The following is a 14,241-nucleotide window of genomic DNA, read 5'->3' as shown; positions in this document are numbered from 1 at the left end:
GCTTTCAGATAACGGATAACCAATTTTGTTATCCGTTCCCTCGCCCCGCCCCCCCGACCTTCACCCCCTGCCCCCTCCCCGAGGAGTTCACCGCCATGACCGCGATGCGTGACCACGAACACGAACACATCCCCGCCTCCTCCCCCTCCCCGGCGTTCCCCGCGCTGCGCCGTCGCGGCTTCCTCGCGGCGGGGGCAGGGGCGGGGGTGGCGGCGCTCGGGACGTTCGGGCTGGCAGGGTGCGGCGGCGCGTCCGGGGGCGCCGGCGCCGATGGTGCCGGGGACGGCAAGCCCCGTCGCGGCGGACGGCTGCGCGCCGCCTTCGCGGGCGGCGGCGCCAACGAGACCCTCGACCCGCACCTCGCCAACCTCTTCGGCGACGTGGCCCGCGCCAAGGCGCTCTTCGACAAGCTGGCCGACTACGGTCCCGACCTGTCGGCCAAACCCCGCCTCGCCGCCAAGTGGGAGTCCAACAAGGCGCTCGACCGCTGGAAGGTCACCCTCCGCGAGGCCACGTTCCACGACGGCAAGCCCGTCACGGCGGCCGACGTGCTCTACAGCTACCGCCGGATCGCCGACCCGAAGAAGGCGTTCCGTTCCAAGGCCGATCTGGAGCCCATCGATCTGGAGGAGAGCCGCGCCGTCGGCAAGAGGGTCGTGGAGTTCCGGCTCAAGCGTCCGACGGCCGAGTTCCCCCACGTCATGGCCGCCTTCGGCGCCTACATCGTGCCCGAGGGGCCCGAGGGCTCCGGGGAGGACGAGAAGCGCTTCGACGAGCCCGTCGGCTCGGGCCCCTTCCGCTTCGTCTCCTTCAAGCCGGGCACCTCCACCGTGCTCAAGCGGTACGAGGACTACTGGGACGGCGCCGCGTACCTGGACGAGCTGGAGTTCGTCGGCGTCAACGAGGAGTCGGCCCGTATCAACGCGCTCCTGGGCGGACAGGTCGAGTACGCGCACGAGCTGGCCCCGACGACGGCGCGCGCCCACGAGGGCAAGGGCCAGATCGAGATCGTGCGGCTCAAGAACAGCGCCATGCAGGCGTTCGCCATGAAGACGGACAGGCCGCCCTTCGACGACAAGCGCGTCCGTGAGGCGTTCTTCCTCATCGCCGACCGCGAGGAACTGGTCAAGGGCGCGCTCTCCGGCGCGGGCGAGAAGGGCAACGACCTGTTCGGCAAGGGCTACGAGAACTACGCGGACGACCTCCCCCAGCGCGAACAGGACCTCGACCGTGCGCGCGAACTGCTCAAGAAGGCCGGGGCCGAGGATCTGAAGGTCACCCTGGACACCTCGGACGTCGCCGCCGGGTTCACCGAGGCGGCGGGCATCTTCCGCGACCAGGCGGCGAAGGCGGGCGTCACCGTCAAGGTCAGGCAGGGGGACCCCGACAGCTACTGGAGCGACATCCTCGACTCCGGCACCCTGTGCTCCTACCGCTCGGGCGCCATGCCCATCGGCACCCACATATCCCAGCGGCTCCTGACCGGCTCCACCACCAACGCCACCAAGTGGCAGCACAAGGACTTCGACGCGCTCTACCGCGAGGCCCAGTCCACTGCCGACGACTCGGCGCGCGCTGACCTCTACGCACGGATGCAGCGCCGCCTCCACGCCGAGGGCGGCTTCCTGGTGTGGGGCTTCGCGGACTGGATCGTGGGCACGGCCAAGAAGGTCGGCGGAGTCGCCCGCGAGGCACCCGCCAACACCCTGGACTGGGCGCGCTTCGACAAGGTGTGGCTGGCGTGACGCCACCGGCACCAGCACCGATGCCTCTGCGCACCCTGGGGGCCTTGGCCGGGCGCGTCGTGCGGCCGCGCTCCTGGGTGCTCAGGCGGCTGCTGCTCGGGCTGGTCCAGACGGCGGCCGTCGTGCTGCTCGTCTTCGCGCTGACGGAGGCGCTGCCCGGGGACGCGGCCGTCGCGCTCGCGGGCGACCAGCCCGACCCGGCGCGTATCGCCGCGATCCGCGACTCGCTGGACCTGGACCTGCCCGCGTACGAGCGGTTCGCCGACTGGGCCGCCGGGCTGCTGCACGGCGACCTGGGCACCTCGCTGGCCACGGGCCGTCCCGTGAGCGGGTATCTCGGCGAGGGCTTCGGGCCCACGCTGGTGCTGGCCGGGCTGACCGTCGTGCTGCTGGTGCCCGTCGCCGTCGGGCTCGGGGTGCTGGCAGCGCGGCGCGAGGGAGGGCGCGTTGACCGGCTGATCAGCTCGCTCACGCTGGGCGTCTACGCGGTGCCGGAGTTCGCCTTCGGGGTGCTGCTCGTCGTCGTGTTCGCGCTGCGGCTCGGCTGGCTGCCGCCGACCGCCGTCGGCTACGGGAGCGACCTGACCGCCGATCCGGCGGTGCTGGTGCTGCCCGTCGTGGTGCTGCTCGCCCGCCCCGTGTGTTCCCTCAGCAGGCTGGTGCGGGCCGGGATGATCGACGCGCTGGCTTCCCCGTACGTCGCGCAGGCGCGCCGGTACGGGCTCTCCGCCGCGCGCGTCCGTTTCGCGCACGCTCTCCCGAACGCCGTCGCGCCCGCCACCCAGCAGTTGGCGCGCACGGTCGACTGGCTGCTGGGCGGAGTGATCGTCGTGGAGGCGCTGTTCGTGATCCCCGGGCTCGGCACGGTGCTGATGGACGCGGTCGCCGCGCGCGATGTGCCCGTGGTGCAGGGGCTCGCCGTGGTCTTCGGGGTGGTGACGGTGGTGCTGAACCTCGGCGCCGATCTCGTCGCACACCGGCTCGCGCCGAGGGCGGGGGTGGCTGCGTGAACGCGGACACGGGTGGCGCCGCGCGGGTTGCCGGTGCCGTGTTCCGGCCCGGACGGTTCGACCGTTCCGGCCGGTTCGGGGTGGGGCTGCTGTGTGTGGGCGTACCGCTCGTACTCGCCCTGCTCGGCCCGCTGTTCGCGGGCGAGGCGGGCGCGCGCGGCGCGTCGTTCACGCTGGGCGACGGGCACTGGCTGGGCACGGACTTCACCGGACGCGACGTGTGGCGGCAGGTCCTGCTGGGCGGCAGGTCCGTGGTGCTGGTCGCGCTCGCGGCGACGGTCCTCGCGTACGCGGTCTCGCTCCCCCTCGGCTTCGCCGCCGCGCTGACGCACCGCACGTGGCTGGAGGAACTGCTGATGCGCCCGCTCGACGTGGTGCTGGCAGTGCCGTCCCTGCTGATGGTCCTGCTGGTCGCGACGGTGTTCTCGCCAGGAGCGCTGGGGCTCGCCCTGCTGGTGGCGCTGGTCAACGTCCCCGACACGGCGCGGATCGTCCGCGCCACGGCGGCCGAGATCGCCGCACGCGCGGCGGTGGAGGCGCTGCGGATGCAGGGCGAGAGCTGGGTGCGTACGGCACTCGGCTACGTGGCGCGGTCCGCGCTGCGCACGCTGCTGGCCGACGCGGGCGTACGGATGACGGGCGTCCTCTACCTGGTGGCGACGGCCTCCTTCCTGGGCGTCGGCGTCGCGCCCGACGCGCCCGACTGGGCCGTGATGGTGGACAGGAACCGCACCGGGCTCTTCGTCCAGCCCTGGGCCGTGGTGGTGCCCGCGCTGCTGATCGTGTGCCTGTCGATGGGCACGAACATGCTCTTCGACGCGGCACTCGCGCGCGGCCGGGGCGGAGCCGGAAGGACGAGGACGCTGCCGTGGACGAACACGAGGCCGGGGGCATGGAAGGCGTGGCGCAAGTGACGGACGACGGGGACGCGGTGGCCGGGACGGAGGCCGAGGCCGAGGTGGCGGCCGAGATCGACGGGCTGCGGGTGGAGATCGGCGGCCGGGCGATCGTCGACGGGGTGTCGCTGCGCGCCCGCGCCGGTGCGGTCACGGCCCTGGTGGGCGCGTCGGGCAGCGGCAAGACCACGACGGGTCTCGCCCTGCTCGGCGAGTACCCGGCGGGTGCGGTGGTGGCGGGCGACGTACGGATCGCGGGCGGCGGCCTCGTCGGCTATGTGCCGCAGCACCCGGCCGCCGTCCTCAACCCGGCGCGCAGGGTGGGCGCGCTGCTCCACGACATCGCACGCGCCCAGGTGCGGGCCGAGGCGGGCCGTGGGCGCTGGAGGCAACGTCGCGCCGAGGCACGCGCACGTGTGCTGCGCGCACTGGAGGCGGCCCAGCTCCCCGACGGCGCCGATGTGACGCGCCGCTACCCGCACCAGCTCTCCGGCGGGCAACAGCAGCGGGTCGTACTGGCACAGGCACTGCTGCTGGGCGCGCGGGTGGTCGTCGCGGACGAGCCGACGACGGGTCAGGACGCGCTGACGAAGCGGCGCGTCGTGACCGAGCTGGCGGCCGTGGCACGGCGCGGCATCGCCGTGCTGCTCCTCAGCCACGACCTGGACGTGGTGCGCGAACTGGCCGACGAGGTCGTGGTGATGAGGGAGGGGCGCGTCGTCGAGCGGGGTACCGCGCGGCGTGTGCTGGCCGGGCCGCGCGACCCCTGGACCCGTCAACTCCTCGCTGCCGACGCGAAGTTCGGCGCGCCGTGCCCCGTCGTCGCGGACACGGATATGGACATGGAGCCAGTGGCGGAGGCGGCCGTCCCGGAGCCGGGGCCGGGTACGGTGCCGGACGCGCGCGGGTCGCGCGATCCCTGGACCCGTCAACTCCTCGCTGCGGACGCGAAGTTCGGGGCACCGCGCCCCGTCGTCGCGGACACGGATATGGAGCCAGCGGCGGAGGCGGCCGTCCCGGAGCCGGAGCCGGGTACGGTGCCGGACGCGCGCGGGTCGCGCGATCCCTGGACCCGTCAACTCCTCGCTGCCGACGCGAAGTTCGGCGCGCCGTGCCCCGCCGTCGGGGACACGGATATGGACATGGAGCCAGTGGCGGAGGCGGCCGTCCCGGAGCCGGGAGCGGAGTCGGAGCCGGTGCCGGACGCGCGCGGGCTGCGCGTACGCGTGGACGTGGCCCGCTACCGGGACCGCGCCGGGGACCGGGGCACCGTGCGCGCGCTGCGCGCGGCGGAGCTGGCGGTGGAGCCGGGCGAGTGCCTGGCGGTCGTCGGCCGGTCGGGGAGCGGCAAGACGACCCTCGGCCGCTGCGTATCCGGGCTGCACCGCGACTGGGACGGCGAGGTGACGCTCGACGGCGCCCCGCTGCCGCGCGGCCTGCGGGCGCGTACGCGCGCGGAACTGGCGGCGGTGCAGTACGTGTTCCAGGACGCGCGGGCCGCCTTCGACGAGCACCGCGACGTGCTGTCGCAGGTCGCGCGCACCGCCGTACGGCTGCGCGGGACCGACGCACGGGAGGCGCTGCGCGAGGCGCGCGCCGTGCTCTCGCGCGTCGGCCTGGACGAGTCGCTCGCCGCGCGCCGCCCCGGCGGGCTCTCGGGCGGCGAGCTGCAACGCGCCGCACTGGCCCGCGCGTTGGCGGCCCGCCCCCGCGTGCTCGTGTGCGACGAGATCACCTCGGGCCTGGACACGGTCACCCGTGCGGCCGTGCTCGATCTGCTCGTCGGCCTGCTCGCGGAGCGGGAACAGGAGGGGGAGCGGGAACATGGGCGGCCGGAGCCGGAGCCGGAGCCGGAGCCGGAGCCGGACCCGCAGTCCCAGCCGCGGGAAGGGCGGGGCGGCATGAGCCTCGTCCTCATCACGCACGACCTGGACACGGCGGCACTGGCCGACCGCGTGGCCGTGCTCGACGCGGGCGAGATCGTCGAACAGGGCCCTGCCACCCGCGTACTGACCGCGCCCCGGCACCCGTTCACGGCCTCGCTGGTGGCCGCGGCCCACGGCGTCGATGTGCCCCCGCGAGACGTGCCCCGACCGGCGTCGCCCGGAGCCGTCTCCGCGACGGGAGCGGGGAGTTCACAGGACCGGGACCGTGCGATCCGCTTGTGATCTTGGAGTTGGCGCGCCAAGATCACGTGACATGCTCTCAGGCCACGACGCGAAGGAACCGCAACCCGTGTTCGCCGAGGTGGGTTCCGGTCTCTTCATCCCCCCTCCCGTGCGCGGACGCGACGGCATGGCGCTGCTGTGTCCCGTCGGAGAGCTGGACCTGGCCAGCGAGAACGTGTGGCGGCGGGCGGTCGCCGAGGTGCGCGCCGCCGGTCACGACCACGTCATCGCGGACTGCTCCGGCATCACCTTCTGCGACTCCTCCGGTCTCAACGCACTGCTGTCCACGCACATGTCCGTGCGCGAGACGGGCGGGGCGCTCGTGCTGGCCCGGGTGCCCGTGCCGATGCGGCGGGTGCTGGAGATCGCGGGCACGATCCCGTTCCTGACGCTCGCCGCGACGGTCTACGACGCGTTCGACCTGCTCACCTCCCCGGTCCCGCCCACGCTGTGAGACGTCGGGGCCGTTGGGCGGCCCCGAACGATATCGGCATATGCCAATCGACAACTTTAGTTTCCGAACGAGCGACGCGGAAACTAAAGTTGTCGTCATGGTATCCATCGAGATCACCAGCGCCGAACGGGTCGCGCTCACCGAGGCACTCTGCGAAGCGCTCAACCCGCTCGCCTCGGCGGTGCGCGCCCGCGAGACCGGGCTGCCGGAGGAACGCATGTGGGACGCGGACCCCGCCGAGGTGGCCCTGTCGGTCCTGGCCGCCTGGAAGGTGGTGGACGAGGAGGTCGAGCGGCTGACGGCGAAGGCGGCGCGCACGGCCGGTGCCTACGGCGCCAGCTACGAACGCATGGGTGCCGCGTGGGGCATCACCAGGCAGGGCGCCCGCAAGAAGTGGCCCGACGCCGTGAACAGGTCGGCAGCGGCAGCGCCGGAGTGGGAGCCGGTCACCGTCGAACTGTTCGGCGGGAGCGCCGAGTTGGCGTGGGACCCGGCACGGGGCGGCTGGCGGTGGGCCGGGCAGGGTGCCGACGGCGCGCACGGTGAGGCCGACGGCGCCCTCTCCCTCACCACGAGGGAAGAGGCCGCGGCCCACGCGGGCGCCTTCCTGAAGGAGCACGGCACCGTAAGCGGGAAGCCCGTACGGGGCCGGAAGGCGTCATGACCGTGCGCCGCCCGGTTCCGGCGCCGGTTCCGTCGTGACGGGTGGGGCGGCCTCGTCCGGGCCGCCCTGACCGTGACCGCCGTCCCCGCCCTCCTCGTCAGGCCCTTCCTCCCCGTCCGACCCGTCCGCCGCGAGTTCACCCGTCGCGACCCTGCTGTGCCTGCGCCCCCACAGCACGTAGATGAGCAGGCCCACGGCCATCCAGCCCAGGAACCGCGCCCAGGTGATCAGCGGCAGGCTGCCCACCAGGAGCAGGCAGAGCAGCAGCGCGACCACGGGCAGGAACGGGACCCATGGCGTACGGAAGCCGCGGCGCAGTTCCGGGCGTGCCCTGCGCAGGTACATCACGCCGACGCAGACCGCGATGAACGAGGTCAGCATGCCGATGTTGCCCAGTTCGGCCAGGTCCTGGATCGGCAGGACCGCCGTCATGAAGGCGACGAGCAGCCCGAGCGTCCAGGTGATGCGGCGCGGGCTGCGCGTCACGGGGTGGACCCGCGAGTACCACTCGGGCAGCAGCCTGTCCCTGCTCATCGCGAGGAAGACCCTGCTCTGCCCCAGCAGCATGATCATGACGACGGTCGTCAGCCCGCAGATGGCCCCGATGCCCACGACCCGCACCGCCCAGTCGGCCCCGACGGCCTTCAGCGCGGCGGTGACAGGCGCCGCGTTGTCCAAGTGGGTGTAGTGGTCCATGCCGGTGACCACCAGCGCGACGGCGACGTAGAGCGTGGCGCACACGACGACCGTCGCCATCAGCGCGATCGGCAGGGTGCGCTGGGGCCGCTTGGCCTCCTCGGCGCTGCTCGCCATGATGTCGAAGCCGGAATAAGCGCCGAAGACGATGGCACCGCCCGTGAGAATGCCGGCGAACCCGAACGTGGCGTTCGTGCTGATCCCGGCCCAGCCCAGCAGCGGCTGCTCCCACACCCCGCCGTCGCCGCCCGGCGGCTGCGAATCGGGCACGAACGGTGCCCAGTTGGCCGTGTGGATGTGGAAGACGCCGACGCAGAGGAAGATCAGGATGGCCGCGAGCTTGACCAGCGTCATGGCCGTGTTGATGCGGGACGTGGTCCGCACGCCGGAGGCCAGCACCGCCGTCAGCACGAGGATGATGAGCACGGCCGGGACGTTGACCACCGCCTCGGGGCCCGCGACCGAGGCGGGCAGGTGGACGCCGAACGACGCGAGGAAGTCGGCGACGTACTGTGACCAGCCGCTGGCCACGGCCCCCGCGCCCATGGTCATGTCGAGGATGAGGTCCCAGCCGATGAGCCAGGCGGCCAGTTCGCCGAGGGAGACGTAGGCGAAGGTGTACGCGCTGCCCGCGACCGGCACCGTGCTCGCGAACTCCATGTAGCACAGGGCGACCAGGCCCGAGGTGAGGGCGCCGAGCGCGAAGGAGACCGCGATGGCGGGGCCCGCGTAGTTGGCCGCAGCCGTGCCGGTGAGCACGAAGATGCCGCCGCCGATGGTGACGCCGATGCCCATCATCGTGAGCTGGAGCGGGCCCAGGGAGCGGGCCAGCCGTGTCGAGGGCCGTTCGGCGTCCCGCAGGGTCGCCTCGATGGATTTGGTGCGCACGCTGACCTTCCCGTCCTTCTGTTCCGCTTCTCCGCTGCTCGTCCTGTGGTTCTCGTCGTCCCGCGGTTGTCGTTCCGCGGCGACGGGGCACCCCGTTGCCGCCCGGCGCCCGCGCCCGCCGCCCGCCGCCTACGGGCCTACGCGCCCTTCAGGCAGCCGGGCACACGCTCGGCCAGCAGCGCGAAGTCGGCCTCGGTCGTGTAGAGGTGCGCGGACAGGCGCAGGAAGCCGCGTCCGCCGAAGCAGGTCACGGCCGTCTCGCAGCCCGTCGTGTCCGCGATGCGCCGCTGGAGCGCGTGCGCGGCTTCCTGGTCCGTCGCCAGTCCGGGCGGCAGCGGCACGAGCCGCATGGCGGGGGCCTCGCAGCCCGCGACCGCCGTCAGGTCGGCGTCGAGCGCCCGTGCCACCGTGCGCTGGCCCGCGTCGGCGAGCCGTGCCATGTGGGCGCGTGCCGCGTCCCACCCGTAGCGCTCCTCGACGAACCCGAGCGCGCGGGGCGCCGCCAGCCAGGCGGTCAGGTCGACGGTGCCCTGCTGGTCGAAGCGCTGGGGGAACGGGTCGGGCGTGCCCCACGAGTCGGTGAGCGGATACAGCTCCTGCGCCTGCGCGCCGCGCGCCACGAGTGCGGCCGTGCCGCGCGGGGCGCAGGGCCACTTGTGCAGGTTGCCGACCCAGTAGTCGGCCTCGCCCGACAGCCCGACGGGGTCGGCGAGCATGCCGGGCGCGTGGGCGCCGTCCACGAGCACGCGGGCGCCCGCCTCGTGCGCGAGGCGCGCGATGTCGCCCACCGGGAAGAGGCGCGCGGTGGGGGAGGTGATCTGGTCGACGACGACGAGCGCGACGGAAGGGCCGAGCGCATCCGCGAAAAGGGCCGTGACCTGCTCTTCCGTTGCGTCGAGCGGCACGTGCAGCGTCCGCACCCGCGCCCCGGCGCGCCGCGCGGCGCGCTCCGCGCCCATGGCGACGGCACCGTAGGTGTGGTCGGTCAGCAGCACCTCGGAGTCGCGCGGCAGGACGACGGAGCCGAGGACGGTGCTCACGCCCGCGCTGGCGTTCGCGACGAGCGCGAGGGAGTCGGCGCCGGTGCGCAGATAGCGGGCCACGTCCGTGCGGGCCCGCGCCACGCGCTCGGGGAGGCCGCGGAACCAGCGGCAGGGGTCGGCCTCCATCTCCTCGGCCAGCGCCCGCTGTTCGGCGAGCGCGGCGCGCGGGACGGCGCCGAAGGAGCCGTGGTTGAGGTGGCGCACGGACGGGTCGAGCGCCCAGTCGTCCAGTGCGGTCCGCTCAGGGCGCGCGGCGTGCGCGGCGCCGTCCTGAGCGGCAGGACGCCGGGAGGCAGTGGGGGAGGAGGTCATACCACTCCACAGAGTTGTCCGATGACTTTTGATGTCCCCGGGACGGTAGAACGCGAAGAGCCTTGTGAACAGAGGTCGCGTGTAAATTCGTCGTCACGGATTCCGAGGCGGCTCCGGCAAGTCATCTGATGACTCGGGTGTGCCATGGTTGCCGGGAGAGCGAGCGGAAGCGGGGCCCGAGCGGCGGGCGGCGCGGAGCGGAGGTGCACGGGGATGGCGGCGACCGACACGGCGGCGAGCGGACTGCGCGCCATGATCGCCGGCGGCGAGCTGGTCGCGGGCCAGCAACTGCCGCCCGAGCCCGAACTGTGCGCCCGGCTGGGCGTGTCGCGCGGCTCGCTGCGGGAGGCCGTACGGTCGCTCGCGGCGCTCGGCATGCTGGAGTCCCGCCACGGCGCGGGCACGTTCGTCTCGGGGCTGCGGCCCGCGCAGATGCTGGCGGGGTTCGCCGCGACGGTCGACGTACTGCCGCTGGACGGGCTGCTGGAGCTGTACGACGTGCGCAGGGCGCTGGAGTCGCACGCCGCCGCGCTGGCGGCGGCGCGCGCCGACGAGGCGGTCGTCGCCCGGCTGCGCGCGCTCCAGGACCGGCTCGCGCGCACGGAGGACGAGGAGGAACTGCACACCCTGGACCGCGAGTTCCACGCCACCGTGTGCGAGGCCAGCGGCAACGAGACGCTGGCGGCGCTCGCCGGGGTGCTGCGCTCGCGCGGCAGGCACTACAGCGTCTACGGCACCCCGGAGGCCGCGCAGGTCCGCGCCCTCAGCGACCTCGGCCACGAGGCGCTGATCGACGCGCTGGCCGCGAAGGACCCGGCCGCCGCCTCCGCAGCCATCAGCGCCCACCTCTCCCGCACGGAGAACTGGCTGCGCAGGCTGCGCCCGTCACCGGTGGTACGCGGCACGGACTGAACCGGTACGGAAAGCCCCGGTACGGGCCGCGGGAGCGCCCCGCGCCCGCGCGTTCCGCGACAGTGGAAACCGCCCGCACGTCCGCCCCGTGCGCCTCCCCGCACCCACACCGCCACCAGCACCCGAGGGCACGCGCGCCCCCTCCGCACGGGGCTCATGAGCGGCCCACCCACGGCGCACCCCGAGAGCGGCGCGTGCCGCAGTGCTCCTCCGTGACCCCCTGTACGCCTTCACCACCCTCCCGTCACCCTGGCGTTGTGACCGTTGTCGCCGTATGGGAAAAGAGGACGCGTGGACGGTAAACGTCACTTACCCGGTACCCAGGGGACGAGCCGCGCCACCGCCGCGGCGATGGTGGTGCTGACGAGCCTCACCGTGCTCTTCGCGCTGATCGCCCTCTGGCGGCTGCTGCTGGCGTGAGGGGGCCCCGTCGAGTTGAATGGCCCGGCCGACGCCGGGCGACTCCATCGACGAGAGGGAACACCACCGTGCGCTACCGACTCTTCGGCCGGACCGGGCTCCGGGTGTCAGAGCTGTTTCTGGGCGCCATGACGTTCGGGGAGTCCGGCGGGGCCGGGGTCTCGCCGGAGGAGTGCGGGCGCATGGTGGACGTGTACGTGGAGGCGGGCGGCAATGTCGTGGACACCGCCGTCAACTACCGGGACGGGGAGAGCGAGGCCGTCCTCGGTGAGGCGCTCAAGGGGCGCAGGGACCGCTTCGTCGTCGCGACGAAGTACACCGTCACCCGGGACGGCACCGACCCCAACGCGGCGGGCAACCACCGCAAGAACCTCACCCGCTCGCTGGAGACCAGCCTGCGGCAACTGCGCACCGACCACATCGACGTGTACTGGGTCCACATGTGGGACCGGCACACGCCGGTCGAGGAGACGATGCGGGCGCTGGACGACGCCGTACGGGCGGGGAAGGTCCTGTACGTGGGGATCTCCGACGCGCCCGCCTGGTTCGTCGCCCGCGCCAACACCCTGGCCGAGTGGCGCGACTGGACGCCCTTCGCCGGGCTCCAGGTTCCCTACAGCCTGCTCAACCGCGACGTCGAGCGTGAACTGCTGCCCATGGCCGAGGCGTTCGGGATGACCGTCGCGGCATGGGGGCCGCTGGGGAGCGGGGTGCTCTCGGGGAAGTACACGCGGCCCGGCGGTCCGGGCGAGGGGACGCGCCGCTCCGTCGGCTCGGTCAGCGAGCACGAGCACGCCGTCGCGCGGGCTGTCCAGGAGGTCGCCGACGAGCTGGGGGTCACGCCCTCGCAGGCCGCCATCGCCTGGACCAGGGCGCACTCGGCGGCTGTGCACCCCATCGTCGGGGCCCGTACGGTCGGGCAGTTGACGGACAACCTCGGCGCGGCGGAGGTGCGGCTGCCCGAGGAGGCGGTGCGGAAGCTGGAGGAGGTCACCGGGTTCCGGCCCGGCTTCCCCTCCGAGTTCATCGAAAACGCCTCGCCCCATGTGTTCGGCGAGGTGTCGGCGCGCCTGGACGGGCGCGTGGACGGGCGCCTCTGACGTCGCGTCAGGCACCGGCCCCCCGCCGTCGCGCCCTCAGCTCATGCGCAGTGCCAGGAAGAAGTCCAGCTTGTCCTCCAGCCGCGACAGATCGCGGCCCGTCAACTGCTCGATCCGCCCCACGCGGTAGCGCAGGGTGTTGACGTGGAGGTGGAGGCGTGAGGCGCAGCGGGTCCAGGAGCCGTCGGCGGAGAGGAACGCCTCCAGTGTGGGGACCAGTTCGGCGCGGTGGCGGCGGTCGTAGTCGTGCAGGGGCGCCAGCAGGCGGGCGGTGAACGCGCGCCGTACGTCGTCCGGCACGAAGGGCAGCAGCAGCACGTGCGAGGCCAGCTCCTCGTGGCCCGCCGCGCAGACCCGCCCCGGCCGCGCGGCGGCGACGCGACGGGCGTGGCGCGCCTCCTCCAGCGCGCCGCGCAGTCCCTCGGCGGAGTGGACGGGCGCGCTGACGCCGAGGGTGAGGCGGCCGTCGTCGCCCAGGCCGCGTTCCATGGTCGCGCGCAGCGCGGCCAGCAGCGCGTCGGCCTCCAGGCCCGTCTCCGCACCGGCCTCCGCGACGGAAGCGGTGCCGGAGCCGGAGCCGGAACTGGAACCGGAACCGGAATCCGCAGCGCCCCCCGACCCCGGCCCCGACCCGGACCCGGACCCGGCTCCGGACCCCGTCCACCCCTCCCCGTCGCCCTCCCGCAGCCGCCCCGCCTCCCCGCTGAGCGCGGGCAACGGCACCAGCGCCACCGCCTCCTCACCCGTATGGGCGACGGCGATGCGGTCGGACACGTCGGTGCCGTCGGCGCGCGGGTCCACCAGCGTCTCCTCCAGCAGCGACTGGGCGACGGGCCCGCCCGGGACGGCGCTGTCCTCCCACTCGACGCGGGCCACCACGACCTGCCAGTGCGGCGCGGCCCCCAGGCCGGGCAGCAGCACGGGCGCCGCGACGCGCAGCCGCGCCGCGATCTCGGCGGGCGGCGCACCCGTCTGGACCAGTTCGAGCACCTCTTGCGCGAGTCTGCGCCGCACCGTGCGCGACGCGTCGCGCCGGTCGCGTTCGACGGCGATGAGCTGGGTGACGCCGTGCAGCAGGTCCAGCCGTTCGGCGGGCCAGTCGCCCGCGTCGGCCTCGACGGCCAGCAGCCAGTCGGAGAGCACCGTCTCGCGCAGGTCGCGGCCCCCGCCGCTGACGGGGAACAGCGAGTACGTGGCGCCCTCGACGGTGACCCGGTGCGGGCCGAGGCGCCCCGTCCGTGCCGCCGCCAGGTGCTCGCCCGCGAGCCGCGCGGAGATGCCGGGGGCCAGCTCGCCCGAGCCCGCGACGGTGCGCCCCGTGGGCGAGAGCACCCAGGCGCGCAGGTCGAGGTCGGTGACGAGGAGGTCCAGGACCACGTCGGGGCCGCCCCCGGCCGGGCCCGAGGACATCAGGCGCCGGTGCCGGTCCACCACGGCGGCCAGATCGCCCGCGCGCTCCGTCGAGACCTGCCGCACGACGTGCTCGGTGATCGTCGCGAAGGCCACGTCCTCGGACACGGAGAACAGCGGCAGCCGGTGCCTCGCACAGGCCGCGACCAGGTCCTCCGGCACCGGACCCATTTCGGCCTCGCCCGCCGCGAGCCCGGCGACCCCGGCCGCGCCGAGGATGCGGACGAAGGGCTCGGAGTCCTCGGGCGAGTGGCGCCAGGCCAGACCCGTCAGCACCAGCTCGCCCCCGGAGAGGTAGCGGCTGGGATCGCGCAGGTCGGTGGTCATGACGCCGCGTACGGTGCGGTCCAGCTCGTCCTCGCCGCCGAGGAGGCGGAGGCCGAGGGAGCCGGTCTCCAGGAGTGCGCGCAGCCGCATGGTGGTCGCCGCCGTTCTTTCGGTCAGGATCCGGGTCCGGCCGTGCCCGCGGGTGCGCGGGGCGTGCCCGCGGGGGTGTGCGGGCCGTGCTCGGTCGTGCTCGGGT

The 14,241-nt window shown here is 73.9% G+C and carries 12 protein-coding genes; 9 read left to right on the top strand and 3 right to left on the bottom strand.

The genetic code is table 11. From position 1 onward, the window contains the following. Nucleotides 1-104: 104 nt before the first annotated feature. The 6 genes from ACYVOO_RS22525 to ACYVOO_RS22500 all read left to right on the top strand — a co-directional run bounded on the left by ACYVOO_RS22525 (nucleotide 105) and on the right by ACYVOO_RS22500 (nucleotide 6,937). On the top strand, nucleotides 105-1,745 hold the full coding sequence (locus ACYVOO_RS22525; protein WP_461017497.1) for an ABC transporter substrate-binding protein: 1,641 nt from the start codon (nucleotides 105-107) through the stop codon (nucleotides 1,743-1,745). Nucleotides 1,746-1,765: 20 nt separating this feature from the next. Then, nucleotides 1,766-2,755, top strand: coding sequence for an ABC transporter permease (locus tag ACYVOO_RS22520; RefSeq protein ID WP_461017496.1), 990 nt, complete (start codon nucleotides 1,766-1,768; stop codon nucleotides 2,753-2,755). 38 nt (nucleotides 2,756-2,793) lie between these two features. Beyond that, nucleotides 2,794-3,669 (top strand): ABC transporter permease, encoded by an 876-nt coding sequence (locus ACYVOO_RS22515; RefSeq protein WP_461017495.1) that lies wholly within the window; start codon nucleotides 2,794-2,796, stop codon nucleotides 3,667-3,669. Next, a complete protein-coding gene (locus ACYVOO_RS22510; protein ID WP_461017494.1) occupies nucleotides 3,648-5,819 on the top strand; it encodes an ABC transporter ATP-binding protein in 2,172 nt (723 codons plus the stop codon). The genes ACYVOO_RS22515 and ACYVOO_RS22510 overlap by 22 nt, the downstream gene beginning before the upstream one ends. A 31-nt stretch (nucleotides 5,820-5,850) precedes the next feature. Beyond that, a complete protein-coding gene (locus ACYVOO_RS22505) occupies nucleotides 5,851-6,273 on the top strand; it encodes an STAS domain-containing protein (RefSeq protein WP_461017479.1) in 423 nt (140 codons plus the stop codon). Nucleotides 6,274-6,370: 97 nt separating this feature from the next. Then, entirely contained in the window at nucleotides 6,371-6,937 is a 567-nt protein-coding gene (locus tag ACYVOO_RS22500; protein WP_461017478.1) for a hypothetical protein, read from the top strand. Here ACYVOO_RS22500 and ACYVOO_RS22495 read toward each other — a convergent pair. Next, nucleotides 6,932-8,521, bottom strand: a complete 1,590-nt coding sequence (locus ACYVOO_RS22495) for an APC family permease (protein WP_461017477.1) — start codon at nucleotides 8,519-8,521, stop codon at nucleotides 6,932-6,934. The two genes, ACYVOO_RS22500 and ACYVOO_RS22495, sit on opposite strands and share 6 nt — an antisense overlap. A gap of 137 nt (nucleotides 8,522-8,658) precedes the next feature. Further along, nucleotides 8,659-9,876 carry an aminotransferase class V-fold PLP-dependent enzyme gene (locus tag ACYVOO_RS22490; protein ID WP_461017476.1) on the bottom strand — a complete coding sequence of 406 codons (1,218 nt, stop codon included), beginning with the start codon at nucleotides 9,874-9,876 and terminating at the stop codon, nucleotides 8,659-8,661. A gap of 213 nt (nucleotides 9,877-10,089) precedes the next feature. Here ACYVOO_RS22490 and ACYVOO_RS22485 point away from each other — a divergent pair, with 213 nt between their 5' ends. The 3 genes from ACYVOO_RS22485 (at nucleotide 10,090) to ACYVOO_RS22475 (ending at nucleotide 12,308) form a co-directional block, all read left to right on the top strand. Next, nucleotides 10,090-10,788: a FadR/GntR family transcriptional regulator gene (locus tag ACYVOO_RS22485; RefSeq protein WP_453344620.1), complete on the top strand. Its 699-nt coding sequence runs from the start codon at nucleotides 10,090-10,092 to the stop codon at nucleotides 10,786-10,788. Between the two features lie 291 nt (nucleotides 10,789-11,079). After that, nucleotides 11,080-11,208: a hypothetical protein gene (locus tag ACYVOO_RS22480; protein WP_461017475.1), complete on the top strand. Its 129-nt coding sequence runs from the start codon at nucleotides 11,080-11,082 to the stop codon at nucleotides 11,206-11,208. A gap of 68 nt (nucleotides 11,209-11,276) precedes the next feature. Beyond that, nucleotides 11,277-12,308 carry an aldo/keto reductase gene (locus ACYVOO_RS22475; protein WP_461017474.1) on the top strand — a complete coding sequence of 344 codons (1,032 nt, stop codon included), beginning with the start codon at nucleotides 11,277-11,279 and terminating at the stop codon, nucleotides 12,306-12,308. A gap of 36 nt (nucleotides 12,309-12,344) precedes the next feature. Here the strand turns inward: ACYVOO_RS22475 and ACYVOO_RS22470 are convergent, their stop codons facing one another. After that, the gene (locus tag ACYVOO_RS22470; protein WP_461017473.1) at nucleotides 12,345-14,135 is read right to left on the bottom strand and encodes a PucR family transcriptional regulator; all 1,791 of its coding nucleotides are present in this window, start codon (nucleotides 14,133-14,135) and stop codon (nucleotides 12,345-12,347) included. Nucleotides 14,136-14,241 lie beyond the last annotated feature (106 nt).

The organism is Streptomyces daliensis, assembly GCF_054782395.1.
Note: the sequence above shows the minus strand (reverse complement) of the source record. Positions and strands in the feature narration are given on the sequence as shown.